This window comes from Rhizobium sp. YTU87027 (assembly GCF_050644135.1).
GTDB lineage: Bacteria > Pseudomonadota > Alphaproteobacteria > Rhizobiales > Rhizobiaceae > Rhizobium.
This window is the reverse complement of record NZ_CP098440.1, coordinates 3,023,754-3,050,540: the sequence shown is the minus strand read 5'-3', so window position 1 is coordinate 3,050,540 and position 26,787 is coordinate 3,023,754. Positions and strand designations below refer to the sequence as shown.

General features: G+C 60.9%; 31 protein-coding genes. 14 read left to right on the top strand and 17 right to left on the bottom strand.

Translation table 11 applies throughout. From position 1 onward, the window contains the following. Nucleotide 1: 1 nt before the first annotated feature. From NBG89_RS15140 to NBG89_RS15120, 5 genes are all read right to left on the bottom strand, one after another. Nucleotides 2-226, bottom strand: a complete 225-nt coding sequence (locus tag NBG89_RS15140; RefSeq protein WP_431320619.1) for a sulfurtransferase TusA family protein — start codon at nt 224-226, stop codon at nt 2-4. A gap of 4 nt (nt 227-230) precedes the next feature. Then, the gene (locus NBG89_RS15135; RefSeq protein ID WP_431320618.1) at nt 231-1,454 is read right to left on the bottom strand and encodes a L,D-transpeptidase family protein; all 1,224 of its coding nucleotides are present in this window, start codon (nt 1,452-1,454) and stop codon (nt 231-233) included. 187 nt (nt 1,455-1,641) lie between these two features. Next, a complete protein-coding gene (locus NBG89_RS15130; protein WP_431320617.1) occupies nt 1,642-2,595 on the bottom strand; it encodes an acetyl-CoA carboxylase carboxyltransferase subunit alpha in 954 nt (317 codons plus the stop codon). A gap of 63 nt (nt 2,596-2,658) precedes the next feature. After that, nucleotides 2,659-3,612 (bottom strand): site-specific tyrosine recombinase XerD, encoded by a 954-nt coding sequence (gene xerD / locus NBG89_RS15125; protein WP_431320616.1) that lies wholly within the window; start codon nt 3,610-3,612, stop codon nt 2,659-2,661. Between the two features lie 4 nt (nt 3,613-3,616). Beyond that, the gene (locus tag NBG89_RS15120; RefSeq protein ID WP_007789465.1) at nt 3,617-3,793 is read right to left on the bottom strand and encodes a hypothetical protein; all 177 of its coding nucleotides are present in this window, start codon (nt 3,791-3,793) and stop codon (nt 3,617-3,619) included. Between the two features lie 146 nt (nt 3,794-3,939). On the opposite strand from NBG89_RS15120, the gene NBG89_RS15115 reads away from it, so the two are divergent. From NBG89_RS15115 to NBG89_RS15100, 4 genes are all read left to right on the top strand, one after another. Next, entirely contained in the window at nt 3,940-4,530 is a 591-nt protein-coding gene (locus NBG89_RS15115) for a shikimate kinase (protein ID WP_088693425.1), read from the top strand. Then, a complete protein-coding gene (gene aroB, locus NBG89_RS15110) occupies nt 4,527-5,657 on the top strand; it encodes a 3-dehydroquinate synthase (RefSeq protein ID WP_431320615.1) in 1,131 nt (376 codons plus the stop codon). The genes NBG89_RS15115 and aroB overlap by 4 nt, the downstream gene beginning before the upstream one ends. Beyond that, nucleotides 5,654-6,964, top strand: coding sequence for an HlyC/CorC family transporter (locus NBG89_RS15105; RefSeq protein ID WP_088693427.1), 1,311 nt, complete (start codon nt 5,654-5,656; stop codon nt 6,962-6,964). Before aroB ends, NBG89_RS15105 begins: the two co-directional genes overlap by 4 nt. Nucleotides 6,965-7,031: 67 nt before the next feature. Then, nucleotides 7,032-7,511: a DUF2938 domain-containing protein gene (locus tag NBG89_RS15100; protein WP_431320614.1), complete on the top strand. Its 480-nt coding sequence runs from the start codon at nt 7,032-7,034 to the stop codon at nt 7,509-7,511. 68 nt (nt 7,512-7,579) lie between these two features. On the opposite strand, the gene NBG89_RS15095 is transcribed toward NBG89_RS15100, so the two are convergent. Continuing rightward, nucleotides 7,580-7,861, bottom strand: coding sequence for a BolA family protein (locus NBG89_RS15095; RefSeq protein WP_088693479.1), 282 nt, complete (start codon nt 7,859-7,861; stop codon nt 7,580-7,582). Nucleotides 7,862-7,961: 100 nt separating this feature from the next. On the opposite strand from NBG89_RS15095, the gene NBG89_RS15090 reads away from it, so the two are divergent. The 4 genes from NBG89_RS15090 (at nt 7,962) to NBG89_RS15075 (ending at nt 12,844) form a co-directional block, all read left to right on the top strand. After that, nucleotides 7,962-8,573 carry a J domain-containing protein gene (locus tag NBG89_RS15090; protein ID WP_088693429.1) on the top strand — a complete coding sequence of 204 codons (612 nt, stop codon included), beginning with the start codon at nt 7,962-7,964 and terminating at the stop codon, nt 8,571-8,573. A gap of 312 nt (nt 8,574-8,885) precedes the next feature. Then, nucleotides 8,886-9,878 (top strand): cobaltochelatase subunit CobS, encoded by a 993-nt coding sequence (cobS, locus tag NBG89_RS15085; protein WP_007528066.1) that lies wholly within the window; start codon nt 8,886-8,888, stop codon nt 9,876-9,878. A 12-nt stretch (nt 9,879-9,890) separates the two neighbouring features. Next, nucleotides 9,891-11,792, top strand: a complete 1,902-nt coding sequence (cobT, locus tag NBG89_RS15080; protein WP_431320613.1) for a cobaltochelatase subunit CobT — start codon at nt 9,891-9,893, stop codon at nt 11,790-11,792. Nucleotides 11,793-11,812: 20 nt separating this feature from the next. Further along, nucleotides 11,813-12,844 (top strand): esterase-like activity of phytase family protein, encoded by a 1,032-nt coding sequence (locus tag NBG89_RS15075; RefSeq protein ID WP_431320612.1) that lies wholly within the window; start codon nt 11,813-11,815, stop codon nt 12,842-12,844. 43 nt (nt 12,845-12,887) lie between these two features. Here NBG89_RS15075 and NBG89_RS15070 read toward each other — a convergent pair whose 3' ends face one another. From NBG89_RS15070 to rpmB, 4 genes are all read right to left on the bottom strand, one after another. Then, nucleotides 12,888-13,913 (bottom strand): porin, encoded by a 1,026-nt coding sequence (locus NBG89_RS15070; protein ID WP_431320611.1) that lies wholly within the window; start codon nt 13,911-13,913, stop codon nt 12,888-12,890. A gap of 139 nt (nt 13,914-14,052) precedes the next feature. After that, the gene (locus NBG89_RS15065) at nt 14,053-14,394 is read right to left on the bottom strand and encodes a hypothetical protein (protein ID WP_431320610.1); all 342 of its coding nucleotides are present in this window, start codon (nt 14,392-14,394) and stop codon (nt 14,053-14,055) included. A gap of 200 nt (nt 14,395-14,594) precedes the next feature. Continuing rightward, a complete protein-coding gene (locus NBG89_RS15060; protein ID WP_431320609.1) occupies nt 14,595-15,230 on the bottom strand; it encodes a queuosine precursor transporter in 636 nt (211 codons plus the stop codon). A gap of 119 nt (nt 15,231-15,349) precedes the next feature. After that, on the bottom strand, nt 15,350-15,646 hold the full coding sequence (gene rpmB, locus NBG89_RS15055) for a 50S ribosomal protein L28 (RefSeq protein ID WP_007528060.1): 297 nt from the start codon (nt 15,644-15,646) through the stop codon (nt 15,350-15,352). A gap of 237 nt (nt 15,647-15,883) precedes the next feature. Between rpmB and NBG89_RS15050 the strand changes: the two genes are divergently transcribed. Together NBG89_RS15050 and yddG are read left to right on the top strand one after the other, a co-directional pair. Continuing rightward, nucleotides 15,884-16,660: a DUF3108 domain-containing protein gene (locus tag NBG89_RS15050; protein ID WP_431320608.1), complete on the top strand. Its 777-nt coding sequence runs from the start codon at nt 15,884-15,886 to the stop codon at nt 16,658-16,660. Nucleotides 16,661-16,689: 29 nt separating this feature from the next. Next, nucleotides 16,690-17,586, top strand: coding sequence for an aromatic amino acid exporter YddG (gene yddG / locus NBG89_RS15045; RefSeq protein ID WP_431320607.1), 897 nt, complete (start codon nt 16,690-16,692; stop codon nt 17,584-17,586). Between the two features lie 3 nt (nt 17,587-17,589). Here yddG and NBG89_RS15040 read toward each other — a convergent pair whose 3' ends face one another. Together NBG89_RS15040 and gloB are read right to left on the bottom strand one after the other, a co-directional pair. Next, entirely contained in the window at nt 17,590-18,012 is a 423-nt protein-coding gene (locus NBG89_RS15040) for a cupin domain-containing protein (RefSeq protein ID WP_431320606.1), read from the bottom strand. Beyond that, nucleotides 18,012-18,782 (bottom strand): hydroxyacylglutathione hydrolase, encoded by a 771-nt coding sequence (gene gloB, locus NBG89_RS15035; protein WP_088693438.1) that lies wholly within the window; start codon nt 18,780-18,782, stop codon nt 18,012-18,014. Before gloB ends, NBG89_RS15040 begins: the two co-directional genes overlap by 1 nt. 54 nt (nt 18,783-18,836) lie before the next feature. On the opposite strand from gloB, the gene NBG89_RS15030 reads away from it, so the two are divergent. The 3 genes from NBG89_RS15030 to NBG89_RS15020 all read left to right on the top strand — a co-directional run bounded on the left by NBG89_RS15030 (nt 18,837) and on the right by NBG89_RS15020 (nt 21,755). After that, entirely contained in the window at nt 18,837-19,613 is a 777-nt protein-coding gene (locus NBG89_RS15030) for a class I SAM-dependent methyltransferase (RefSeq protein ID WP_088693439.1), read from the top strand. A 106-nt stretch (nt 19,614-19,719) separates the two neighbouring features. After that, nucleotides 19,720-20,829, top strand: coding sequence for a histidinol-phosphate transaminase (gene hisC / locus NBG89_RS15025; protein ID WP_431320605.1), 1,110 nt, complete (start codon nt 19,720-19,722; stop codon nt 20,827-20,829). Next, nucleotides 20,826-21,755 carry a prephenate/arogenate dehydrogenase family protein gene (locus NBG89_RS15020; RefSeq protein WP_431320604.1) on the top strand — a complete coding sequence of 310 codons (930 nt, stop codon included), beginning with the start codon at nt 20,826-20,828 and terminating at the stop codon, nt 21,753-21,755. The genes hisC and NBG89_RS15020 overlap by 4 nt, the downstream gene beginning before the upstream one ends. Before the next feature lie 2 nt (nt 21,756-21,757). On the opposite strand, the gene NBG89_RS15015 is transcribed toward NBG89_RS15020, so the two are convergent. Beyond that, nucleotides 21,758-22,756, bottom strand: a complete 999-nt coding sequence (locus NBG89_RS15015; protein WP_431320603.1) for a DUF2125 domain-containing protein — start codon at nt 22,754-22,756, stop codon at nt 21,758-21,760. A 51-nt stretch (nt 22,757-22,807) separates the two neighbouring features. Here NBG89_RS15015 and NBG89_RS15010 point away from each other — a divergent pair, with 51 nt between their 5' ends. Then, nucleotides 22,808-23,341, top strand: coding sequence for a gamma-glutamylcyclotransferase (locus NBG89_RS15010; protein WP_431320602.1), 534 nt, complete (start codon nt 22,808-22,810; stop codon nt 23,339-23,341). A gap of 4 nt (nt 23,342-23,345) precedes the next feature. Here NBG89_RS15010 and NBG89_RS15005 read toward each other — a convergent pair whose 3' ends face one another. The 4 genes from NBG89_RS15005 to ftsE all read right to left on the bottom strand — a co-directional run bounded on the left by NBG89_RS15005 (nt 23,346) and on the right by ftsE (nt 26,669). Then, nucleotides 23,346-24,143, bottom strand: coding sequence for a lysophospholipid acyltransferase family protein (locus NBG89_RS15005; RefSeq protein ID WP_431320601.1), 798 nt, complete (start codon nt 24,141-24,143; stop codon nt 23,346-23,348). A gap of 84 nt (nt 24,144-24,227) precedes the next feature. Then, entirely contained in the window at nt 24,228-24,938 is a 711-nt protein-coding gene (locus NBG89_RS15000) for a YdcF family protein (protein WP_431320600.1), read from the bottom strand. 68 nt (nt 24,939-25,006) lie between these two features. Then, a complete protein-coding gene (locus NBG89_RS14995) occupies nt 25,007-25,954 on the bottom strand; it encodes a cell division protein FtsX (protein ID WP_431322702.1) in 948 nt (315 codons plus the stop codon). A 55-nt stretch (nt 25,955-26,009) separates the two neighbouring features. Then, on the bottom strand, nt 26,010-26,669 hold the full coding sequence (ftsE, locus tag NBG89_RS14990; RefSeq protein ID WP_431322701.1) for a cell division ATP-binding protein FtsE: 660 nt from the start codon (nt 26,667-26,669) through the stop codon (nt 26,010-26,012). Nucleotides 26,670-26,787: the final 118 nt, after the last annotated feature.

Here is a 26,787-nt window from a genome sequence, read left to right as displayed (position 1 = left end):
TCTATCCCTTGCGGATGAGGAACCGGTGGCCGGTGTCGGTCTTTGCGGTCTCGATGAGCTCGTGTCCGTCTTCGTTGCAGAAATGAGGGATGTCTATTCCAGCGAGCGGATCGGTCGTTTCGACCTGGATCAATGAACCGCTTGGCAAGGAGGACATCTTGCGGCGGGTCTTCAGCACCGGGAGCGGGCATTTCAGCCCGCGCAAGTCGTAGAGAATGGCACTCACGCCATCAGTCCTTGGCCCAGAACTTCCAGAACGGCTTCTTTGAGGCGACTTCCACAGATTCCGGCTGCTCTACCGGCGCGAATGCCAGCGGGCTCGGCGTGGGGACCGGAATCTGAGCCGGAACGGCAGCGGCGACGGCGATTTCCTTTGCTTCGGGCGTGGCCGGAGCAGCACCGGGCGCAGCATTTGCGGCAACCGTGGATGCGGTCTTGCTCGCCATCATCTCTTCGAGATCGGCGACCTTGACCATCTTGCCGGCCTCGAGCGAGGTGCCGGTTGGTGCATAGGCCAGCTCGCGACCCTTTCTGAGCTTCGCGACCACGGCCTTGCGCTCGGCCTCGCTCGGATCGTACCAGGCCATGCCGTCATATTTCTTCATGGCTTTGGCGTAGTCGGCGTCGTAGGTCTTGCCATAGGAGGCAAGGGCAGCCGTCAGCGCCGGCGGCGTCGACATTGCCGGGCACTTCCCGGCCGCATTGAATTCGCCATTGTCGGTTGCCTGCTGGTTGAAGACGTATTTCTTCTCGCAGAAATTCACCTCAGGAGGACGCTTGGTGACCTCGAAGTTGTCGTAGCCGACCTTCAGCATGTTCCAGAACTCGATGTTCTGGTTGAGGCGATGCCGCACCATGTTCTCCGCCGTCATGCGGAACGGGAACGCCTGAAGCTGCACCGTCGACTGGCCGCCGGCAAAGGCATCGCGAGCGAACGCGTAAATCTCCAGCACCTGCTGGTCGGTCATCGAGTAGCAGCCCGACGAAGAGCATGCGCCATGGATCATCAGATTGGTGCCGTTACGGCCGTTGACGGCGTCGTAGCGGTTCGGGAAGCCGGTATTGATCGCGAGATAATACTTCGAATTCGGATTCAGGTTGGCGCGTGTCAGCTCATAGAAGCCTTCCGGCGCCTGCCGGTCACCCTCCTTCACCTTCGGGCCGAGGCGGCCCGACCAGGCGCAGATCTTGTATTCGGCGATCTTGTCGAAGCGATTGTCGGTCTTCGCCTTCCAGATCTCCAGCGCGCCTTCTTCCTTGAAGATGCGGATCATGATCGGCGAATTGCGCTGCATGCCCTTGGCCGACATCTCGGACAGGATCTTCGGCGGTAGCGGCTGCTCGACCTTGTTCTTGACCTTCGAGAGGTCGACCTGGGCCGTTTCCAATGCATCGTTGCAGCCGGCCAGGGCCAGAGCCATCAGGGAAACATATGCAAAATGACGAATGCGCATTCAAAATAGCCCATCAACAGTATGCAACCCGGCCCCAGGTGCGGAGCGAATCATAGGCTGACTATGGTTCACAAACTCTTAGCAGCCTATGAAGCGCGCTCGCGTCCCCCGCAAGTAGGAATGTTACTGATAACATTATTGTGGCCAAGGTTTGGCCTCATTCACCGCGCAGCCATCTCTTCGACTACTACAAATTGCGGCCCATGTTGAGGAATTTCTGCCGGCGGTCGTTGCGAAGCTGCTCGCCGGTGCGGTTGGAAAGTTCGCCGAGCGCATTGGCAATGACATCGCCGGTTGCCGCGATCACGCTGTCCGGATCGCGGTGTGCGCCGCCGAGCGGCTCGCTGATGATGCCGTCGATGATGCCGAGCGCCTTCAGGTCCTCGGAGGTGATCTTCATGTTGGTGGCCGCTTCCTTGGCGCGGGCGGAATCGCGCCAGAGGATCGAAGCCGCACCTTCCGGTGAGATGACGCTGTAGATCGCGTGCTCCAGCATGTAGACGCGATTGCCGGTGGCGATCGCGATTGCGCCGCCCGAGCCGCCTTCGCCGATGACGACGGAGACGATCGGCACCTTCACCGACAGACACATCTCGGTCGAGCGGGCGATGGCTTCGGCCTGACCACGCTCTTCGGCGCCGACGCCTGGATAGGCGCCTGCCGTATCGACGAGGGTGATGACGGGAAGGCTGAAGCGGTCGGCCATCTCGAGGACGCGGATCGCCTTGCGATAGCCTTCTGGACGGGCGCTGCCGAAATTGTGCTTTAGGCGGCTCTTCGTGTCGTTGCCCTTTTCCTGGCCGAGAACGGCGACGGGCTGGCCGCGGAAGCGGGCAAGCCCCGCCTGGATAGCGGCATCCTCAGAGAACTTGCGATCGCCGGCGAGAGGCGTGAATTCCTGAAACAGCGTCTTGGCATAGTCGACGAAATGCGGCCGCTGCGGATGGCGCGCAACCTGTGTCTTCTGCCAGGCGTTCAGCTTCGAATAGATGTCGAGCATCGCTTCGCGAACGCGAACTTCGAGCCTGCCGATTTCATCGGACGTGTCGATGCTCTCGTCTTCCGTGGCGAGCTTCTTCAGTTCGATGATCTTGCCTTCGAGGTCGGAGATCGGCTTTTCGAAGTCGAGATAGTTGTGCATGAGGTGCGTTTCCGTTCCTTTTGCCGGGGCTACTTTTTCTGAGCTCGCCCTTTGTTGCCGGTCCTATTCCTGCTTTTTAGCCTGTTTGGCAAGGGGGTGGTGCGTTTGGACCAGTTGTTGAAGCCGTTCCTCCAACACATGCGTATAAATTTGCGTGGTTGAAATATCCGAGTGTCCGAGCAGTTCCTGAACGACGCGAAGATCAGCGCCGTTGGCGAGAAGGTGGCTTGCAAATGCATGCCGCATGACGTGCGGCGAGATCATAGATGGGGTGAGACCTGCCCGGATCGCAAGATTCTTCAAGTCACGTGCGAAAACCTGGCGCGGCAAGTAGCCTTCCCGGGAGGCTGCGGGAAACAGCCAGGGGCTTTCCGGTGGCACCTTGGCGGCAGCGTTCTCGGCGGCGAGCATCCGGCCGTAGAGCTTCAGTGCCACGATCGCCGATTGCGACAGCGGCACGAGACGTTCCTTGTTGCCCTTGCCGCGGATCATCAGGAAGCGTCCGTCCTGATCGAGCACGCGGGCGGGAAGCGAAACAAGCTCGCTGACGCGCATCCCCGTTGCATAGAGCAGTTCGAGAAGGGCCAGCATCCGCAGCCGCTGCAGTTGGCCGGGCGCGGGATCCTGCGCTTCGGTTTCCGCCTGTTCGAGCAAACGGCCAACCTCATCGACCCCCATCGTCTTCGGCAGAGCCCGGCCCTTCTTCGGCGCATCGAGAACGCCAGTCGGATCGTCGGTGCGCAGGCCTTCGGCGTAGAGAAACTTGTAGAACTGGCGCATCGCCGCCAGCCGCCGCGCCTGGGACGATGGTTTGAACCCTTGCGCGGCGAGCGAAGAGAGATAGGCCGACAGATCTGCCGACGCCGCATCCAGCAGGCGCACGCCCCTGCCGTTCAGGAAGCCGTGAAGATCGTCAAGATCGCGCTCATAGGAAGAAAGTGTATTGGCGGCCGCGCCCCGCTCCGCGCTCATCATTTCCAGAAAGGCTTCGACGTGAACCCAGCCGAGATCCTTCATCGTTTCACTTCTTGGACGGGTTGATGGCGCCGGTGGACGGAGGGTTGATCCGCTCGGACGGAATACGGATCGTCACGTCACGCTCCTGCGGCTCGACGAACGCAACCAGTGCCCACATCGTTCCGTATATCGCACCGGCGATGATCGCCAATATGGCGAGAAAACGGAACAAACTCGGCATTCAGTAACTCCATGGCTCTGCTTCTTTATGAAGAAGCATGTTTGCAAGTGCAAGAAGATGCATTTGGACCACGTTTCCCTTGCCCGCGACTTGACGCTACACCTGCATTTGTCGATACCGTTCGCAAACAAAGTGTGAATGGACCAATGAGCGACCCAGTTCTGACCGTTGCCGAAAGCTTGAAAGACAGGGCTCGTGCTGCGCTCGGTTCTCGCAATCTGATCCTGGTCGGATTGATGGGCGCAGGCAAATCCTCCGTTGGCCGGATCGTCGCGCATCAGTTGGGCATCCCCTTCGTCGACAGTGATGCCGAGATCGAGAAGGTCTCCCGCATGTCCATCACCGAACTCTTCGCCGCTTACGGCGAGGAAGAGTTCCGCGCGCTTGAAGGCCGCGTCATGAAACGCCTCTTGAAGAACGGGCCGCGCGTGGTCTCCACCGGCGGCGGCGCTTTCATCAACGACCGGACGCGCAAGCATATCAAGAAGGGCGGCCTCTCCATCTGGCTGAAGGCGGATCTCGATGTTCTCTGGGAGCGGGTCAGCAAGCGCGATACGCGCCCGCTGCTCAAAACAGAAAATCCCAAGCAGACCCTCGAAAACCTAATGAACGCGCGTTATCCGATCTACGAGCTCGCCGACCTTACCGTCCTCTCGCGCGATGTGCGCAAGGAACTGATGGCTGAGGAGATCCTCAAAGCCATGATCGACGCCCGAACCGAAAGTGCAGCCCGATGAATGCGATTGCCTCTGCCTCCGAACGCAAGGTTCATGTGCCGCTCGGCGAGCGCGCCTACGATATCCTGATCGGGCCGGGCCTGATCGCACGCGCCGGCGCTGAGATCGCTTCGCGCCTGAAGGGCCGGAAGGCGGCTGTCATTACGGACGCGCATGTAGCGCCGCTTTATCTTGACGCGCTGGTTCAAAGCTTGGAACAGGCTGGCATCACCTCCGCAACCCTCGTGCTGCCGGCTGGCGAAAAGACCAAGAGCTTCGAGCATCTGATGACTGTTTGTGACAAGGTCCTCGAAGCGCGGATTGAGCGCAACGACTACGTCATCGCGCTTGGCGGCGGGGTGATCGGCGACCTCTCCGGCTTTGCCGCCGGCATCGTGCGCCGTGGGGTGCGTTTCGTGCAGGTGCCGACCTCGCTGCTGTCGCAGGTCGATTCCTCGGTCGGCGGTAAGACCGGCATCAATAGCCGCCATGGCAAGAACCTCCTTGGCGTCTTCCATCAGCCGGACTTGGTGCTCGCAGACACCGATGTTCTGAATTCGCTGAGTGCGCGTGAGTTTCGTGCCGGCTATGCAGAGGTCGCGAAGTACGGCCTGATCGACAAGCCTGACTTTTTCGCGTGGCTAGAAGCCAACTGGCAGGCGGTTTTTGCAGGCGGTGCGGCACGCATCGAGGCGATCGCCACGAGCTGCCAGGCAAAATCCGATGTCGTCGTTGCCGACGAGCGCGAGACCGGACAACGCGCGCTCCTCAATCTCGGCCACACCTTCGGCCACGCGCTGGAGGCGGCAACCGCCTATGATAGCTCGCGTCTCGTACATGGCGAAGGTGTTTCGATCGGCATGGTTCTGGCGCACGAATTCTCGGCGCGCATGAACCTCGCAAGTCCGGATGATGCCCGCCGCGTCGAAAACCACCTCAAGGCTGTCGGTCTTCCGACCCGCATGTCGGAAATTCCGGGCGCGCTGCCTCCGGCCGAAGTGTTGATGGACGCGATTGCTCAGGACAAGAAGGTGAAGGGCGGCAAGCTGACCTTCATCCTCACCCGCGGCATCGGGCAGTCCTTCGTCGCCAATGATGTTCCCGCTTCGGAAGTACTGAGCTTCCTCAAGGAGAAGCACCCGCAATGACCCTCGAAGGCACGCTGGCATTTCTTTCCGTATACTGGCCGGAAATTGTCTCGATCGTGGCCCTCGTCCTCATGTCGGCGTTCTTCTCCGGTTCGGAGACGGCGCTGACCGCGGTATCCCGTAGCCGGATTCACACGCTCGAAGCCAATGGCGAGGAACGCGCAGGGATTGTGCGCCAGCTCATCGAGCGCCGCGATAGGCTGATCGGTGCGCTGCTGATCGGCAACAACCTTGCCAACATCCTCTCCTCGTCGTTGGCGACTAGTCTGTTTCTCGGGCTGTTTGGCAACTCGGGCGTTGCGCTTGCGACTTTGGCGATGACCGTCATTCTGGTCATCTTCGCCGAAGTGCTGCCGAAGAGCTGGGCGATTTCGACGCCGGATCGGTTTGCATTGAACACGGCCTATGCAGTCAAGATGTTCGTCGCCGTCGTCGGTCCGGTGTCGTCTTTCGTCAATGCGATCGTTCGCCGGATCCTGTCGCTCTTTGGCATCAATCTCTCGCGGGAGGTCTCGATGCTCTCCGCGCATGAAGAACTGCGTGGCGCCGTTGATTTGTTGCATCGTGAGGGATCGGTCGTAAAGGCGGACCGCGACCGCTTGGGCGGTGTCCTCGATCTCGGCGAACTGGAACTCTCCGACATCATGGTCCACCGCACCGCGATGCGGGCGATCAATGCCGATGATCCGCCGGAGGTGGTCGTGCGGACAATTCTCGAAAGCCCGTTCACGCGCATGCCGCTCTGGCGGGGGACGACGGATAACATCATTGGTGTGGTTCACTCCAAGGATCTGCTGCGCGCACTTGCCGAGCGCGACGCCGAGCCGGAGCACCTCGACATCATCAAGATCGCCCAGAAGCCATGGTTCGTACCCGACAGCACCAGCCTTGAAGCCCAGCTAAACGCATTTCTGCGCCGCAAGCAGCATTTCGCGGTCGTCGTCGATGAGTATGGCGAAGTGCAGGGCATCGTGACACTGGAGGACATCCTCGAGGAGATCGTCGGCGACATTGCCGATGAGCACGACATCGACATCCAGGGCGTGCGGCAGGAAGCGGACGGTTCCATCGTGGTGGATGGCAACGTCCCCATCCGCGATCTCAACCGCGCGCTGGATTGGCATCTGCCGGATGAGGAAGCGACAACGATCGCAGGCCTTGTCATTCACGAGTCGATGACAATCCCGGAAGAGCGACAGGCCTTCACATTCTACGAAAAGCGCTTCATCGTCATGAAGCGAGAGAAGAACCGCATCACCAAACTTCGAATTCGGCCGGCTGAGGAAAACGAGGCAGGTCCGGCCTGAGGCGAGCGTCCTACCCATGGTCGCTGTGGCGAGGAGACCACCGCGACATCACCATTATGGATTTGATATGTTTGATATTTTCTGGCGGGCTGTCGTCATCGGCATCGGGGCGACCGTTCTTATGGACATCTGGGCAATTGTGTATGCAAAAGCCACCGGCAGCGCGCTGCCGAACTGGGCGCCGGTCGGTCGCTGGTTCTGGCACCTGAAGGACGGCAAGGTTTTCCACGACGACATCGGCACGGCCGCACCTTATGAGCGCGAACTCGCGCTCGGCTGGATTGGCCATTATGCCGTCGGCATTCTCTACGGCATACTGCTTGTGGTCCTGGTCGGTCCCGGCTGGCTGGCGGAACCGACCTTTCTGCCGGCGTGGATCTGGGCGATCGTCACCGTCGGCGCCGGCTGGTTCCTGCTGCAGCCCGGCCTCGGCATCGGCTGGGCGGCATCGAAGACGCCGAACCCGAACAAGGTTCGCTTCCTCAATCTGGTGGCGCACACAGTCTTCGGCTTCGGGCTCTACGCGACGGCGCTTCTGATCCGCTGAAACCATGCCGGGACGGTCCGGCCGCATTGGAAAGTGCGGCCAGATCACCTATATAGCGGCGGCGCTCGCTACCAGCGCACCGGTTCGCCGGGGGCTGCCGGTTCGACGGCGAGCGCATGTAATCCGGCATCCAACTCTGGCTTCAAAAGCTCCGTGATCGCGCGGTGTCGCGCCAGTCGGGGCATGCCGGTAAACTTGGCGGATACGATGCGCACCCGCATATGGGTCTCGCCCGTCCCCGTCATATCAGGCTGATGACCTGCATGAAGATGGCTTTCATTGATGACGCTCAAGCGTTCCGGCGCGAATGCGGCGGTCAGCTTTTCTTCGATGCGGGTCTGCAGGGTCATGGTCTCGTTGCTTTGCGAAAAAGGTTCCCACCAAGCCAGCAACATTCCGGTTTGTCAATTCTTGTTGTGGCCTCGTCGCAGGCTTAAAATTAGAGCCGTCATGAGACTCGATTCCAAATATTTCGACCGCATCCGCACCCGCCGCAAACGCGAGCAGGAAACCGAACAGGCTCCCCCTTCCTGTCAGTGGGACGGCTGCGACAAGAAAGGCGTGCATCGCGCTCCCGTCGGACGCAATGCCGAGGGGCAGTTCTTTCTGTTCTGCTTCGAGCACGTCAAGGAATACAACAAGGGCTACAATTACTTTTCCGGCCTCTCCGACGGCGAGATCGCGCGCTATCAGAAGGAAGCGATAACAGGGCATCGCCCAACCTGGACGGTCGGCGTCAACAAGTCGGCCAAGGACAGCCCGCTGCATTCCGATATGCGGTCCGGTTCCTATCGCGTGCGCGATCCCTTCGGCTTCGTCAACGGTACCAAGGGAAACGGCCCGCGCTTCCCTGAGCAGCGCAAGCTGAAAAGCCTGGAAGCCAAGGCCTTCGACACGATGGGCCTCGATGCCAGCGCGACCTCCTCGGAGATCAAGAGCCGCTACAAGGAACTGGTCAAGAAACACCACCCCGACGCCAACGGCGGCGACCGCGGTTCGGAAGAGCGGTTCCGCGCCGTCATCCAGGCCTATCAATTATTGAAGCAGAACGGTTTTTGTTAATTCCCGTCCTTGCTCTTGGTCTTCAATCAGGTATGGTCCCAAATCGGCTGAGGCCGCAGGCAATCGCGGCATAAGTTTCTGCGTTTGTCCCACAGGCGCCTCGGCCACTTCCGGGCGCGGCGTTTCTTGTCCGGGACTTTGTTCAAGAATGCTCGCTAGCGGTAGATTATCGCCCCCGAGGTTTCGTTTCAGTCCCGGAGAAGCATCGCCGACGTTCCGACATGAACGAGCGCGGGGTAGACTGCGGCGTCATGGTTGCGAAATGGGCTGAGACAGTATGGCCGGGTGTCGGGCACCCGCCTTGGAGACATGATGAGCAAGATTGACCTTGATATTTCGGAGCTTCCGGACACCACCGTTTCGGTCAGGGAGGTCTTTGGTATCGATTCCGACATCCGCGTGCCGGCCTACAGCCAGGGCAGCGCCTATGTTCCGGACCTCGACCCCGACTATCTCTTCGACCGCGAGACCACGCTCGCCATTCTTGCCGGCTTTGCCCACAACCGACGCGTGATGATCTCCGGCTATCACGGCACGGGTAAGTCCTCGCACATCGAACAGGTCGCCGCTCGCCTCAACTGGCCCTGCGTGCGTATCAACCTCGACAGTCACGTCAGCCGTATTGACCTCGTCGGCAAGGATGCGATCGTCCTCAAGGACGGTCTGCAGGTCACGGAATTCAAGGACGGCATCTTGCCCTGGGCCTACCAGCATAACGTCGCGCTCGTCTTCGACGAATACGATGCCGGCCGCCCTGACGTCATGTTCGTCATCCAGCGCGTGCTGGAATCGTCCGGCCGCCTGACGCTGCTCGACCAGAGCCGTGTTATCCGTCCTCACCCGGCCTTCCGTCTGTTTGCGACCGCAAACACGATCGGTCTCGGTGATACGACGGGCCTCTATCACGGCACGCAGCAGATCAACCAGGCGCAGATGGACCGCTGGTCGATCGTCACGACGCTGAACTACCTGCCGCACGACCATGAAGTGAACATCGTTGCTTCCAAGGTGAAGAGCTTTGGGAAGGACAAGGAAGGCCGCGATACCGTCTCCAAGATGGTGCGCGTCGCCGATCTGACGCGCGCCTCCTTCATGAACGGCGATCTGTCGACCGTCATGAGCCCGCGTACGGTTATCACCTGGGCCGAGAACGCCGAGATTTTCGGCGACATCGCGTTCGCCTTCCGCACCACGTTCCTCAACAAGTGCGATGAGCTGGAACGTCCCCTGGTGGCCGAACACTACCAGCGCGCTTTCGGCGTCGAGCTGAAGGAAAGTGCTGCCAACATCGTTCTGGAGGCCTAAGGCCGACCGATCATGGCTGCTCGCGGTGACAATTCGAAAGCAAAGCCCGGCTCGCCTGTCGACGTCGAACCGTTGCGCCGGGCGATAACCGGCAGCGTGCGCGCGATTGCCGGTGACGGCGACGTCGAGGTGACCTTCGCCAATGAACGCCCTGGAATGACGGCCGAGCGGATCCGTCTGCCGGAGCTTTCCAAGCGTCCGACGCTGCATGAGCTCGCCGTGACGCGCGGGCTTGGCGACTCGATGGCGCTGCGGCTCGCCTGCCACGACGACAAGGTGCACGCGACGATGGCGCCGCAAGGCTCCGATGCGCGCGCGATCTTTGATGCCGTTGAGCAGGCGCGCGTGGAATCGATCGGCGCGCTGCGCATGGAAGGCGTGGCCGCCAACTTGCGTTCGATGACCGAAGAGAAATACGCCAAGGCGAATTTCTCCGGTATCGAGCGGCAGGAGGACGCGCCGATCGGCGAAGCGATGGCCATGATGGTGCGGGAGAAGCTGACGGGCCAGAAACCGCCAGCCTCCGCCGGGAAGGTACTCGACCTCTGGCGCTCCTTTATCGATGAGAAGGCCGGATCCGACCTAGACGACCTTCCCGCCGTCATGAGCGACCAGCAGGCCTTTTCCAAGGTGATCCGCCACATGCTCTCCGCCATGGAAATGGCCGAGGACTATGGCGACGACGATAGCGAGCCGGAGTCCGATGATGAATCGGAGCAGGAAGACCAGCCGAACGGCGACGAGCAGGAACAGGACGAAGTTGATGACGACGCCGGTTCCGACGCTGCGCCCGTAGAAGACAGCGAAGTCGCCGACGAGCAGATGGAGGACGGCGAGACCGAAGGCGCCGAAATCTCCGACGACGACATGCAGGATGAAGGCGAAGAGGATTCCGAGACGCCGGGGGAAACCCGCCGTCCGAACACGCCGTTCGACGACTTCAACGAGAAGGTCGACTACCACGTCTTCACCGAGGAATTCGACGAGACGATCACCGCCGAAGAGCTCTGCGACGCGGCCGAGTTGGAGCGCCTGCGCGCCTTCCTCGACAAGCAGCTGGCGCACCTTCAAGGCGCGGTCGGACGGCTGGCGAACCGCCTGCAGCGGCGGTTGATGGCGCAGCAGAACCGTTCCTGGGATTTTGATCTCGAGGAAGGCTACCTCGATCCGGCGCGCCTGACACGCCTGGTGATCGACCCGATGCAGGCGCTGTCCTTCAAGATGGAGCGCGACACGCAGTTCCGCGATACGGTCGTGACCCTTCTGATCGACAACTCGGGCTCGATGCGCGGCCGCCCGATCACGGTCGCGGCCACCTGCGCCGATATCCTGGCCCGCACGCTGGAGCGTTGCGGCGTCAAGGTCGAGATCCTCGGCTTCACGACGAAGGCCTGGAAGGGCGGACAAGCGCGCGAAAAGTGGCTCGGCAGCGGCAAGCCGCAAACGCCGGGCCGTCTCAACGACCTGCGCCACATCATCTACAAGTCGGCCGACGCGCCGTGGCGGCGCGCGCGTGCCAATCTCGGCCTGATGATGCGCGAAGGCCTGCTCAAGGAAAACATCGACGGCGAGGCGCTGATCTGGGCGCACAATCGCCTGCTGGCTCGCCGCGAGCAGCGCCGCATCCTGATGATGATCTCCGACGGGGCGCCGGTCGACGATTCGACGCTGTCGGTCAACCCGGGGAACTATCTGGAGCGGCATCTGCGCGCCGTCATCGACCGGATCGAGACGCGCTCGCCGGTCGAGCTGCTGGCAATCGGCATCGGCCACGACGTAACGCGCTACTACCGGCGCGCGGTGACGATCGTCGATGCGGACGAACTGGCCGGTGCGATGACCGAGCAGCTTGCGTCGCTTTTCGAAGATAAGACCGTCCAGCCGCGGGGCGGTCGTCTCCGCCGCGCTGGCTAAGCGCGAAGGACGCTTTCTGGATGCTCCGGAAGCCCTTCGCCAGCTTGGTCTCGATCGCTCTCGGGCTGGCGGCTCTCATGCCGCCGGCGCTCGGCGAAGGCGGCGTGGAGGTCCGCAGCCGCCTCGTCACCGATTTCAAGATCGGCTCCGATGAGACCAAGTTCGGCTCTCTCGAATTTCTCGGCGGGCTGGAAATGGTCTCGCCGCAGCGCCTGTTCGGCTCGCTGTCGTCGATTCGGTTTCGATCGGACAAGACACGTTTCGTCGGCGTGCTCGACACCGGTCACTGGATGACAGGCCGTATCGAGCGCGATCCGCAGGGGCACCTGTCCGGCCTGACCGATGTCGCGATCACGCCGATGAAGAACCGGGCGGGGCGCAGCTTTGAGGGCAAAGGGTATATGGATGCCGAGGGCCTGACGCTGCACGCGGACCAGGTTCTCGTCTCCTTCGAACAGGACCACCGCGTCGACATCTATCCCGATCCGGGCTTCGAGGAGTCGCGTGCAACTGACACGATCCCCATCCCCTTTCCCAAGAAATCGCTGCGTGCCAATCGCGGCTTTGAGACGATCGCTGTTGCACCTGTCGATAGCGCGCTGAAAGGCGGCACGCTGATCGTCGCAGAACGCAGCCTGGACACGGACGGGAATGCCTATGCGGCGATCCTCGATGGACCACTGAAGGGACGTCTGTCGCTTGCTCACTATGGCGATTTCGACGCCACGGACGGAGCCTTCCTGCCGAATGGCGACCTGCTGCTTCTGGAACGCCGGTTCAACATGGCGGACGGCATCGGAATGCGTATCCGCCGCATCAAGGCCGCCGACATCCGCCCAGAGACCGTCATGGACGGCGAGATATTGCTGCAAGGCGACTTCGGCTACCAGATCGACAACATGGAAGGCCTGGATGCCTTTACGGCCGAGGATGGGACCACGCATGTTGTCATCGTTTCCGACGACAACCATTCGATCCTGCAGCGCAATCTGATGCTGGAATTCCGGTTGGTGGAGCCGCGAGCCGGCGATACGGCTGGCCTACAGAGATGAGCGCTCGTCGTGAGCGGCGAGCCTGAGCGGACTGCAACACGGCTCAGAAATTGCGCTGGAAGCGCAGGAAACCTTCAACATAGTCGTCGGCGTTATCAGGGTCGTCGTATTGGACGCTGAGTTTGGTCGTCAGGTTCGTGGCGATCTTATAGTCGGCCGTGATACCCGCGCGCCACTCGTCGCCGCCGGTGAATTCGCCATCGCTATCGAACGAGGTCTTGCTGAAATACTGATAGCCGGGGGTAACCGACCACTTGTCGTTCAGCTTCACATAGTACTGCGCACCGACGGTCCACTCGGACTTTTCCCAGTAGTAATTGGCGCCGCTTGCCCAGATGCCCCAGAGGCCGAGCTGGCCAGGTCCGAGGTCCGCGAACAGGATACCGCGAATGGCGCCTTCGTCAGCGTCGGTGTCATAGCTTCCCAGAAGGTAGCCGCTGACAACACCGACTTTGCCGTAAAGCTGGGCTTCAATGCCGACATTGTTCGGCTGCTCGCCAGGTATGGCAGGCTTGGGCGCGTCTTCGAGTTCATCCACCATGACGCCGGCGCTGAAGTCCGGTGTCTCGTACATGTAGCGGATGGCGTTGTGGATCGTCTGGTTGCTGGAGATGATGTCCGTTTCGCCGGTACCGATGCTGCGGTCGTTATCCCACCAGGAGTACTGCATGCCGACGCGCAGATGAGCGATGTCGATATAGCCTTCCTGCAGAAGAGCCGTCTGGTTCGTCGCGTTCTCGGCGTTGATGCGGAGCGTGATGACGCCGGTCAGCGTGCCAAATTCCGTTTCGCTCTTGGACGAAATAGTCGTCTGTCCGCGCGTCCAGGAGGACCAGTCGGATGTGCCGGAGCGGTTGGGACCGAAACGCTCTTCAACGCGGATGTAGCCGCCGATCGACAGACAGGTTTCGGTTCCCGGAATATAGAAGTAGCCGGAGCCATAAGCGTCGCAGACGCGCACATACTCGACCGGCTCGGGCTCGGCAGCGACGATCGCGTCTGCCGCGTAGGCACCGGACGCCATTGAGACCACCGCTATGGAGCTGAAGAGGGCAGTGCGAATCTTCATGGGAGGTCCCTACAGGTACTCGATGGGGAACGGTTATGAGCGGTGCCTAACAGTTACATGACGATATTGCGGCGACGGGCTTCCATTGTTCCGCTTCATACGATCTGTTGTGAACGCGCAACATCATGGCTGCTCGCGGTCAGATCTGGTTGGCTTCGCTCAGCTCGGTCGTGGCGGCGCGCTTCTTCTTCAACTTCCGCAGCACTGGGCTCTTTTCCGTCGGATTTTCGTCATCGTCGGGATCGCTGGTCGAACCGACTTCATCCATCCTGTGGGTTATCGCGAGCGCGTAGATGGTATGGAGAATATTGCGGTCAGTGACATCGGGATCCGTCAGAGCCAGCAAAGAGGCGCGCACAATCTTCTTGCTGGTTGCCTTGGGGCAGCGTTCCAATACGAAGTCGAAAAGCCCATTGCCGGAGAGGCCCTCCGTCGCACCGTCTAGAATCGCCTCGTACACTCTCTTCTGTTTCTCGCTCACGGTTACCCTCCATGTGGCGTGATTGAGACAGTCTTGTCACAAAAACGCCATGCGCAACAATTTTAACGCGCAATATGAAAAGTTCTTGCATGGTAGCGTGGCAGCAAAGTGTCGTCGTGGCACCGTCCTCCAGAGATTGCGCAAACAAATATAGCGGAGCCAGGCTCCGCTATATTTGTTTGCGACAAGGCTGAATGGGGTTAGCTGGCGCGGGCCGCCTGCATCGGGCGCAACACGTTCATCAACGCGCCGTAGGGCAGCAGCATCACCAGACCGACGATCATCTTTACGGCAAAGTCGCCGATTGCCCAGGAAATCCAGCGAGGTGCCTGCGCGGTCAAAACGCCGAGGATCGGCGCGGCTTCGAGCGCGAACGGATCGTTCGGGCCGAAGAAGACGAAGAAGGCCGCAAAGGCGAAGGAGAAGAAGACCACCGTGTCCAGCATCGAACCGATCAGCGAGCCGACGAGCGGCGCGCGCCACCAGGCCTGACGGCGCAGGCGGTTGAAGACCGAGATATCAAGCAGCTGCCCGGCGAGATAGGCCGAGCCGGAGGCGATCGCGATGCGCGGGACCGACGTGTAGAAGGACAGCGCCACACCGACGACAAAGCCAGCGAAGACGACCTTGCGGGCGGCCTGCGGGCCGAATTGGCGGTTCGTCAGATCGGTGATGAGGAAGGCGACCGGATAGGTGAATGCGCCCCAGGTCAGGATGTCGGCCAGATTGATTCCGGCGAACTCGGCGTTCAGGGGGAACTGTACGAGGAAGTTCGAGGCGACGACGACCAGCGTCATCAGTGCGACATAGATAAGCGTAGAACGCGTCGTCAGCATTTTTTTATCCTGGGGTATGCCACCAGTTCGAGGAAGAGACCGGCAAAGCAAAAGGCTTGTCCGGAGATCATCCGTGCAAGCCTTTTGAAGCCGTATGATGAAGAAGAAGCAGACGAAGCTTACGCAGCAGCGGCTTCGGCAGTCTTCTTGACGATCTGGCGACGCAGCAGACGAGCGCGCATCGACAGTTCATTTTCGCTTGCCTTCAGCAGGAAGGCATCGAGACCGCCACGATGCTCAACGGAACGAAGAGCAGAAGCCGAAACGCGAAGACGGTAACGCTGGCCGAGAGCGTCGGAGATCAGCGTAACCTGGCACAGGTTCGGGAGGAACCGGCGCTTGGTCTTGTTGTTGGCATGGCTGACATTGTTGCCAACGAGGACTGCCTTGCCGGTCAATTCGCACATGCGGGACATGGAACACCTATTCTTGTTTTTCTCGGCCATCAGTTGCATGCCCGCGCAAAACCGGGTTGCAATCCATCAGGCCATGATTGGAAAGTTGCGGTTCTATAGTCAGACAGGCCGTGCGCGTCAAGCCAAACCTTGGCATTTCCCGCAATTCTGTCAAAAAGCTCGTGTTTGCTTCATCGAGAGACAGGCGTATAGACCGTTATCAACGGCTTTACCAGCCGCCTGAACAAGGTTCATTTCATGGCTCATCTGGGCAAGCGCATTCTTATTTCCACGGTCGCGGCGCTGGTGGCGATTCCCGCCAGCGCAAGCGAGATCGTGCATCGCACGGAATACAGGGTTTCGCTTGGCATCCTGACGATCGCCCGCGCCGCCTTCCTGACGAAGATCGAAGACGACAAGAGCTACAGGGTGTCCGGCGATATCAGTTCGGCCGGCCTTGCCGACCTCGTCACCAATATCTCGGCTAAGACAAGCGTCGACGGCGTGTTGCGCGGCGACCGACTGCAGGCCTCTCGCTACTATCTGTACTACAAGAGCGGCAAGCGCGCCCGCACCTATGAGGTGCGCTACAACAACGGCGACATCACCTCGACAACCGTGAAGCCTCCTCGGAAGCCTCCCAATAACTGGGTCAGCGTGCCGGCAAGCGACATGCGCTCCGTCCTCGATCCGATCTCAGGTCTGATCTTCCCTGCCGATGCCAATGTCTGCGCGCAGAAGCTGCCGATCTATGACGGGGAGATGCGCATGGACCTGGTGCTTTCACCCAAGGGCTCGCAGGATTTCTCGACAGCGGGCTTCAGTGGCAAGGCGATCGTATGCAGCGTGCGGTTTGTCCCTCGCTCCGGCTATAAGAAAGGCCGCAGCGATATCGACTATCTGAGCAAGAGCAGCCGGATGGAAATCTGGTTTGCCAAGTCGGATGCGGCAAATGTATATGCTCCGGTCTACGTCCGCATCCCGACGCAATACGGACCGGTGACGATTACCGCGGTGAAATACGGCGCAAGCTGACGGAGCGAGAGTCTCCGCAAGGGGGACAGGTGAAGCTTCGGGCAACGCTAATCGGTTTTGCAGCCATCCTCATGTGGTCGTTCCTGGCACTGTTCACAGCCGCCTCCGGCACGATGCCGCCGTTCCAGCTCTCGGCCATCTGCTTTGCGATCGGCAGTATTCCTGGCATCCTCGTGCTGATCCTCAATCCGTCGCGGCTGGCTTTCCTCAAGCAGCCGGCCAAGGTCTGGATCGTTGGGATTGCCGGCCTGTTCGGCTATCACTTTCTCTACTTCACGGCATTGCGCAACGCACCGGCGGTCGAAGCCGGGCTGATCGCCTATCTCTGGCCGCTGCTGATTGTCGTCGGATCGGCGCTGCTGCCGGGTGAACGCCTGCGCTGGTATCACGTCGCCGGGGCACTGGCCGGTCTCTGCGGCACCTTCCTGATTGTTGGCCGCAATGGCATCAGCTTCGATGGTGCCTATGCCGTCGGCTATGGCGCGGCCTTCCTCTGCGCCTTCACATGGTCCGGTTATTCGTTGCTGACGCGTCGCTTCGAGGCGGTTTCGACCGATGTCGTTACCGGCTTCTGTATGGCGACCTCGATCCTGTCGCTCGTCTGCCATCTCGGCCTCGAGACAACGGTCTGGCCACAGGCGGCATCGCAGTGGGTTGCGGTTCTCGGCCTCGGGCTCTTCCCGGTCGGCGCGGCCTTCTATGCCTGGGACTACGGCGTCAAGAACGGCGATATCCAGATCCTCGGCGCCGCAAGCTATGCCGCGCCGCTTCTATCGACCTTGAACCTGACGCTGTTCGGCTTCGCCGAGCCGAGCTGGCGTATCGCGCTCGCCTGCGTGCTGGTTACCGGCGGCGCTGTGCTGGCGGCAAACGAGATGTTCCGGCGGCAGGCCACGACCGTCGAACAACGCGCTGCCGCGGAGTAAATTTCAGCCGACCGGCTTCCAGTCCGGCGGCGCCATCTCGAAGGACGTGAATTCGAAGCCCGGCGCGACCGTGCATCCGACCAGCGTATAGTCTCCGCGTGTTTCGGCAGACTGCCACCAGTTGGCGGGAATAATCGCCTGCGGGCGCTCGCCATTGAGAATGTCCGTGCCAAGCATCAGCGTCTCGCTGCTCTTGCCGTCTTGCGAGCGATGGAGCGCCAGCGGCGCACCCGCATAGTGGTGCCAGACCTCGGCTGCGTCATGGACACGGTGCCAGTGGGATCGCTGCCCCGCCTTCAAGAGATAGTAGATCGCCGTCGAGTGTCCGCGCGATCCACCCTCGGTGTCGCGGAACGTCTGCACGTACCAGCCGCCTTCGGGATGCGGCTGCATTCCAAGTTCGCCAATGATATCGTCCGGCGTCATCAGAAATTGTCCTTGCGTCGGCGGATTTCCGCGAACACTTCCTCATTGGTCTTGGTTTCCATCAAGAGGTTGCGGCGGATGGCGGGATCGGCCGCGCGCAGGAAGGGGTTGGTCTCTTTTTCCAGCGCCAGCGTCGTCGGAATCGTGAACTTGTTCTCGGCCCGCAGCGCTTCGATTTCGGCCGCACGGCTTATCAGGCGCTGATTGTCCGGATCGATGGTCAGCGCAAAGCGCGCGTTGGACAGGGTATATTCGTGGCCGAAATAGATGGCAGTTTCATCGGGCAGCACCGCAAGCTTCTGCAGCGAGTGCCACATATCGGCGGCCGGGCGTTCAAAGAGCCGCCCGCAGCCGAGTGCGAACAGCGTGTCGGCGGCAAAGAGCAGCTTGTCGTCGACGAAGTGGTAACAGATATGTCCGGCCGTATGCCCGGGTGTCTCAATGACCTGTATCGCGTGGTCGCCGAACAGGAAGGTGTCGCCGTCGGCCATCGTTTTGTCGAGGCCGGGAATCGCCACCGCCTCGTTGATCGGGCCGATGATCTCGCAGCCATATTGCTCCTTGAGCGCGAGGTTGCCTTCGACGTGGTCGGTATGGTGATGGGTGTTGAAGATATGAGAGATCGTCCAGCCGCGGCGGATTGCCGCCTTCTCGACCGCGCCTGCATCGGGAGCGTCAATTGAAGCGGTCAAGCCGGTTTCAGGATCGTGGACAAGCACGCCAAAATTGTCGGTACGGCAGAGAAAAACGTCTAAATCCAAAGGTTTCATAGTCTCAGGCAGCCTCTTTATCGCGGGTATACCGGGAATGTAGAGGGTCGTGCCTTGAAGTCCAACAGCCTATTGATAACATTTACCGCGATGCACGCTGATATCGTCGACCTACGCCAGTTCTATCATTCCGACCTCGGACGTATCGCCGAGCAGTCGATCGCCATGGCGCTTTCCTCGCTATGGGTCCGGTTGCCGCAGGAGCGTCTCGTTGGTCTTGGCTACGTCGTGCCCTTCCTGGATCGCTTCCAGTCCGACACCGAGAGGACGTTTGCCTTCATGCCGGCAGGGCAGGGCGCCGTGAACTGGCCGGTAGGAGCGCTGTCCTCGACAGCTCTGATCTTCGATGAGGAATTGCCGCTGCCCGATTCCTCGATCGACCGGGTGCTGATGGTCCATTCCCTCGAGTTTGCGGAGAGCCCGCGGGAAACTCTGAAGGAGCTGTGGCGGGTGTTGGCGCCAGGCGGGCGCCTGGTCATCGTCGTTCCGAACCGCCGGGGGGTTTGGGCGCGCATGGAGCACACGCCGTTCGGCTCCGGGCGACCCTATTCGCGGGGCCAACTGACTAATCTCCTGCGCGAGACCAATTTCACGCCGGGCGCGACGGCGGAGGCATTGTTTTTTCCGCCCTCGAAGCTGCGCACCATGATGCGCTTGCGCAGCCTCTTCGATCGCGTGGGACGCACCTTATGGCCGGCATTTTCCGGTGTGATCGTTGTCGAGGCGCAGAAGCGGCTCTATCAGGGCCTGCCGGTTGCCGCCCGCGCCTCGCGGCGCGTCTTCGTGCCGGTTCTGGCGCCACACGGCGTTCCAACGACGCGCAGCCGCTAGGGTCAGGACCTAGGTCCTGCGGTACTCGACAAGGCCGCCTTTCCGTTCTATTGCCACAGGGCAGTTTTCAGCCGAATTTCTCCCGGTATTTTCCAAGGTCGATCCCATGAGCGAAGAGAAGAGCAAGCCCGTTCCGCGTCCCGGTATCCTGGATATTGCCGCCTATGTGCCGGGCAAGGAACACGCGCCGGGTGTTGCACGCGTCTACAAGCTCTCCTCCAATGAAACGCCGCTCGGCGCGAGCCCGAAGGCGATCGAAGCTTTCCGCAATGTTGCCGGCAGTCTCGAGCGCTATCCGGACGGCCAGGCAACGGAATTGCGTGAGGCGATCGCAGCCGTGCATGGGCTGAACCCTGTCAACATCATGTGCGGCAACGGGTCGGACGAGTTGCTGGGCCTGCTCTGCCATGTCTATCTCGGGCCGGGCGACGAAGGCATCATCACCGAGCACGGCTTCCTCGTCTACAAGATCCAGATCATGGGTGCCGGGGCGACCCCGGTCGTCGTCAAGGAGAAGGATCAGGCGGTCGACGTCGATGCCATTCTGGGCGCCGTCACGGCGAAGACCAAGATCGTCTTCATTGCCAACCCCGGCAATCCGACCGGTACCTATGTTTCGGTCAGTGAAATCCGCCGCCTGCAGGCAGCTCTGCCGAAGCACGTCGTTCTGGTGCTCGATGCCGCTTACGCGGAATATGTTCGTCGCAACGACTACGAAGCCGGCATCGAGATCGTCTCGTCGAACGCGAATGTCGTCATGACACGCACCTTCTCCAAGGTCTATGGTCTGGCCGCGCTTCGCGTCGGCTGGATGTACGCCCCGGCCGATATTATCGATGCGGTCAACCGCGTCCGCGGCCCGTTCAACATGAACGCGGCGGCGATTGCCGCAGGTGCTGCGGCCATTCGCGACCAGGCGTTCACGCAGGAGGCCGCTTCCTTCAACCAGATGTGGATCGAGAAGATGACGGGCGCGCTCGAAGCTATCGGTCTCAAGGTGACGCCATCGGTCGCAAACTTCGTGCTTATCCACTTCCCCGATGTCGACGGCAAGCGCGCGCCTGAAGCCGATGAGTTCCTGACCAGCCGTGGTTACATCCTGCGTGCAGTGAAGGGCTACGGATTCCCGAATGCGCTGCGCATGAGCATCGGTCCCGAAGAGGCGAACCGCGGCGTCATAGAGGCGCTCGGAGAGTTTATGGGACGCAAGTCATGACCGTGCAGTTCGATCGCATTGCGCTGATCGGGATCGGCCTGATCGGCTCCTCCATTGCACATGACATCAAACGGCTTGGCCTCGCAAAGGAAGTCGTTATCGCGACGCGAAGCGCAGACACCCTGAAGAGGGCCGAGGAACTGCAACTCGGCGACCGCTACACGACGTCGTCGGCCGAAGCGGTGACGGATGCGGACCTCGTCATCGTGTCGGTGCCAGTCGGGGCGTCGGAGAGCGTGGCGAAGGAAATCGCGGGCAGCCTGAAGCCCGGCGCGATCGTCACCGACGTCGGTTCGACCAAGGCTTCGGTTATCGCGCAGATGCAGCCGCACATGCCGCCGCATGTCCATTTCATTCCCGGCCACCCGCTGGCGGGTACGGAGAAGTCGGGTCCGGATGCCGGCTTTCCCGGGCTTTTCGAAGGACGCTGGTGCATCTTCACGCCGGTCGCCGGCACTGATGCAACGGCCTTGAAAACGCTACGGCAGTTCTGGGAAGCGCTCGGCTCCAAGGTCGACGAGATGGATCCGGAGCATCACGACAAGGTGCTCGCCATCGTCTCCCACCTACCGCACATCATCGCCTACAACATCGTCGGCACGGCGGATGATCTCGAGGCGGTCACCGAATCGGAAGTCATCAAGTATTCCGCATCGGGCTTCCGTGACTTCACGCGTCTGGCCGCCTCCGATCCGACCATGTGGCGCGACGTGTGCCTGCACAACAAGGATGCGATCCTCGAAATGCTGGCGCGTTTCTCCGAGGATCTCGCCTATCTGCAGCGGGCCATTCGGTGGGGCGAAGGCGACAAGATCTTTGATCTTTTCACCCGCACCCGTTCCATCCGCCGCTCTATCATCCAGGCCGGTCAGGATGTCGATGCGCCCGATTTCGGTCGCCCGCATCCGCTCGAGAAGAATGCCTGATTTCAGATCGGCGGAATCGATCCCAATGGAATGAAGCCGCCGACGGTGGCATTGCCACGCGCCACCACGAGATCGACGGAAACCTTGTCGCCGCCGCCGGCCAGCGCCTTCAAGAGCTTGGCGGCGGTATCGACGGTCTTGGCGATCTCAGGGAAAGTTTGTTTGACGCTGTCACGCCAGGGGCCAAGCTGTTCGATCTCCAGCTTGAATTTGCCCGACAGGTAGCCCTCCTCATCGAAGGAGAAGGGGCCGCTCAGAGTCATGACCTTGCCGTCACCGATGTCGGCCACGACCTTGCGCAGTTCGCCACTGGCGCCGTAGAGCCCCTTCTGGTCGCTACCGTCGATCATGCCGGCTTTGCCGGCGAGCGTCACGTCAGCACTCGCCGAGAGCTTGGGGAAGGCGGGCCAGTCCTTGATCGCCGTATTGGAATCCGTCACGGAGATTGCGCCGTCGAGGTCGCCATTGTTCTGGCGGAGGTGGATTTCCGTATGGGCGGCGTCGAAATTGATCGTCTGACCTGTCTGCGCGGAGACGGCGGTGCCCTTCAGCCCGTCGATGACGGTCGAGGAGCGGTCGATGCCCTTCAACTTGGTGATCAGGCTGGATTGCAGGCTTGCCCATTCGGCATTCAGCGTCAGACCATGGGCGCTGCGGATCTCGGCAGGGGAGTCGAGTTCCCAGACGATGTGGCCGGGAGCGTAGACCTGCGCGGCGGAGCGCAGCTCGCCGAAGCTTGCCGATACGCCGTTGACGGTGTCGTCGACATCGACCTTCGAGCAGAACAGCCCGATCCGGAACGGATAGCCGCGGAAGTCGATATCTGTGCACTCGCCGCTGACGCCAGCGGTATTGCCGGGTGCGATTGCCCTCAAGACGGTGTTTTTCAACTCGGACGCGGCATAGAACCAGGCACCGGTATAAAGCGCGATCACCAAGGCGATACCGCCGCCGAGCATCCAGAATTTCCTGCCGCTGCGGGATGGGCTTGACGCTGCCATGATGTTCTCCAATGGTGACTCGCGAGTGGGAATGTCGGTCTGGCGTGCGATATGGACGAATTTTGGGTATTTGGCTACGGATCACTGATGTGGAATCCGGGCTTCGAGTTTTTGGAGCGTTCTCAGGCTCTTGTCCGTGGCTATCGGCGTTCGCTTTGCGTGCATTCCTGGGTGCATCGCGGCACCGAGCAGAATCCGGGCCTGGTGCTAGGCCTCGATCGTGGCGGTTCGTGCCGGGGTATGGCCTTCCGGATTGCGCCGGACGAGTGGGACGAGACGGTCGACTATCTCAGGGAGCGAGAGCTGGTAACCAATGTCTATCTCGAGCGCTGCCTGCCCCTGCAACTGGCTGATGGCAGAACAAGCAAGGCGATCGCCTATGTCGTCGATCGCCAGCACACGCAATATGCCGGCGGGCTCGACGCGATCGCGGCGGCACAGGTCGTCCACGGCGCGCAGGGCAAATCAGGACCGAACGACGCCTATGTCTTCAATACGCTGGCGCACCTGCAGGAGATGGGCATTCGCGACCACTGGCTGGAGCAGGTGGTCGGCGAAGTGGAGCGGCTGCGAAACGGGGGCTGAAAGCTCAGGCCGTCGCCGCCTTCGCCTTCTGCAGTTGCGCGAGCCGTTGGACAGCGGTCGGCGGAAGAGGTAGGTTCGGATTGCGCTTGACGGTGTCGAGCAGTAGTTCGTCGCTCGCCGTCTCGGTCACGTCGATCAGATGCGCAAAGAAGGCATCGGGATCCATGCCGGGCTGGATCGGCGGCAGTATCCGGACCTTGAAATGGCCGGGATAGCGCATCGAGCGGCGTCGCGGCCAGAAGAGGCCAGGATGCATGGCGACCGGCACGACCGGCAGCTGCAGGTCGCGGTACATACGGGCAATACCGTATTTGTAGACCGGCTCGGCGCCAGGCGGTCGGCGGGTTCCCTCGGGATAGATGATCAGCTGGCGGCCGGTTGCCAGTTCTTCCTTCGTGCGCCTCAACGCCTCGACCATCACCTTGCCGCGCGCACCGCGGTTGATCGGTATCATCCGCTGCTTCTTGGCATACCAGCCGAAGAACGGGATCCACATCAGCTCACGCTTCAGGATGTAGACCGGATCCTTCAGCCACGGCAGCAGGGCATAGGTGTCCCAAAAGGACTGATGCTTCGGCGCCAGGATATAGCCGCCGTCCGGCAGGTTCTCCATGCCCTCGATCTCGAAGGTCGTGCCGACGATCTTCTCCATCAGCCAGTGGCTCGACAGCGCCCAATTCTTCGGTATCTGGTAGGCGACCTTGCGTGGCACCACGAAGTAATAGGGGGAGAGCACGATCATGCGAACGATGAGGTTGGCGTAGAAGATCGTGTTGAAGAGAACGGAACGCAGGGCGATCATAAACTTTCCCGAGACCAATGTCCGCAAAAGGCGGTTTCGCCCTCCTACACGATATTGACCATCAGAAAAAGGTTTCCTTCGGCTTCAGCCCGAGACGCCGGCCGAACGCAGCCCCGGATGACGGCCGAGACCAGTCAAATTGCGGGCGCCGGCAAAGAGCACTTTCACATATTCGGCGAGCATGACCCGCATGGCGTTTGGATCGGTAAACCAGTTGCTGGTCTTCAGATCCGTGTTCACGACAGGATAGGGAATGAACTGCGTTTCGGAATCGACATAGGCGAGTTCCGCCAGGCTGCGCGGCATATGGTAATTGTTGGTGACAACGAGGACGCTCTTGTAGCCGCGCTGGTGAATCCAGTTGGATGCTTCCTGGGCATTGCCGATCGTGTCGAGCGCATCGTAGCCGACATCGACGCAGCACGAGAATAGCTCCGGCGAGGCCTGGGTCATCCTGCGGATCTGCTTCGGCGTGGTTGTCGGGTGCACGCCCGAAATCAGCAGGCGCTTGCCGGCGCCCTTCTGCAGCAACTCGACAGCTTGGTCGATACGCTGATAACCGCCCGTCAGAACAACGATCGCATCGGCGCGCGGATCGAGTGGCGGCTTCAGGGTCGTCACGGAATCGGCAAAGCGAAGGAAGCCGCCGAAGATCAGCGCGGCGGCAAGCACAAAGACAACGCCGCCCCAGCGCAGCATGCGCCGTACAGGACCGCGGCGCGCAGGTCCTCCTTCGGAGCGGGCAAGCTCCGTTTCCGGGCGAATCGGGGTGCGCGACATGTTGCCCATGCTCATGAATCGGAAAATATATGCAGATTGCGGCGGCGAACAGACGCTTTCATGGCAAAAAAGGCATGTAAAGCTCAATTCACGAGCCCATCGGCCCGTGTTGGATCGGAACGCAGCGTATCGATCTCGTAAATGGTCCGCATGACCGTCAACCGGGCGGTGAAGGTGGTGAGCAGGGCGATGACAATCATGGTGGCAAAGATGCCGGCATAGCCAAGCGCACCGACCGAAAACGTGCCGAAGAGAGCCGTTGCCTGGTCAGTCTGCGGGGTAGCCAGCGTGCGGCTCTGCAGGAAGCCAGCGGTCAGGAAGAAGAGTGCGGCAAGAGCGCTGCCGACCGCCGATCCTTTCAGGCTGATCTTCAGAAAATGCTTCTGGAATTCGGTTGCGACGAAGGAGCTTTCCGCGCCAACGAAATGAAGTACCTCGACGATATGGCGGTTGCCCGAAAGGGCGCCGCGTGTCGCGAAGACGACGGTCAGAACCATCGCCGAAAAGACGAGCAGCAGGATGCCGGTGCCGATCAAGACGGTGGTATGGGCCATCGAAACCAGTCGATCGACCCATGTGCGGTGGTCGTCGAGCGAGGCTTGCGGGATGCTCTCCTTCAGCAGCGAGCGCATCGCCTCGAAATCGGGCGGGTTGTTTTCGTCGATGGTGATGATCACGAGCCGCGGAACCGGCAGCTCCTTGATGTCGAGCCCCGTGCCGAGCCAAGGCTCGAGGAGGCGGGCCGTTGCCGCCTCGTCGACGATCTGGCCGGTTTTCGTGCCGACGAAGGTGAGCGCGAGATCCTTCGCCTGTGCCAGAGCCTTGTCCATGTCCAGCCCGTCATCGGGCTTGATCTGGATGGTGATCTCGCGGGAAATCTGGCTTTCCCAGCTGGCTGCCGTCGAGCGCACCATGCTGACGCCGCCGAGCGTCAGGCAGGCGAGGAAAGCCATGATGGCAATGACCACCATCAGCGCATTTCCCTGAATGTTGGCGGAAGGCAGGATCGGCGCCGTCGGGCGCACCTTCATCTCCGGCCGCTTCTGGCTTTTCGGCGTCGCCTCTGTCGGCGGTTTGGACGCAGCTTTAGTCATGGATATCAAGGTGCCCTTCCGAGAGGATCATACGGCGGGCTTCCACCTGGTCCATCAGCGCCAGATCGTGGGTGGCGATCACAACCGCCGTGCCGAGACGATTGAGTTCGAGGAAGAGATTGAGCAGGCGGCGGGCCATCGGAGGGTCGACGTTCGCGGTCGGCTCGTCGGCGAGAAGGATCTCGGGACGGTCGATCAATGCACGCGCGATTGCGGCGCGCTGCTTTTCGCCGCCCGACAGAACCGGCGGCAGGACATTGATGCGTTCGCCAAGGCCCACCCACTTCAGGAGCTCGAGCACGTCGGTCTTGTAGGAGCTCTCGTCCTTGCCGCGAACGCGCAGCGGCAGCGCCACGTTCTCGTATGTGGTCAGATGGTCCAGCAGCCGGAATTCCTGGAAGATGATACCGACGCGGCGACGCAGCAGCGGCAGTTCGGGGCGCGGAATATCGGAAATCTCACGGCCAAACATGCGGATCAGTCCGCGGGTCGGTTGCAGCGAGAGGAACAGCAGTCGCAATAGCGTAGTTTTGCCGGCGCCGGAAGGGCCAGTCAGGAACTGAAACGATTTCTTCGGAATGTCGAATGTCAGGTCTCGGAGGATTTCCGGGCCCATGCCATAGCGCAAACCGACATTTTCGAAGTGGATCAACGGTAGATCAGTCTTTTGTTTGTTCACCGCACGACTTGTTAACCAACACCATTAACAACCAGTAAATTTTACCGGAAAGACGCCACTTTGATGGCGATCTTTGCGAAGCATTAACCAT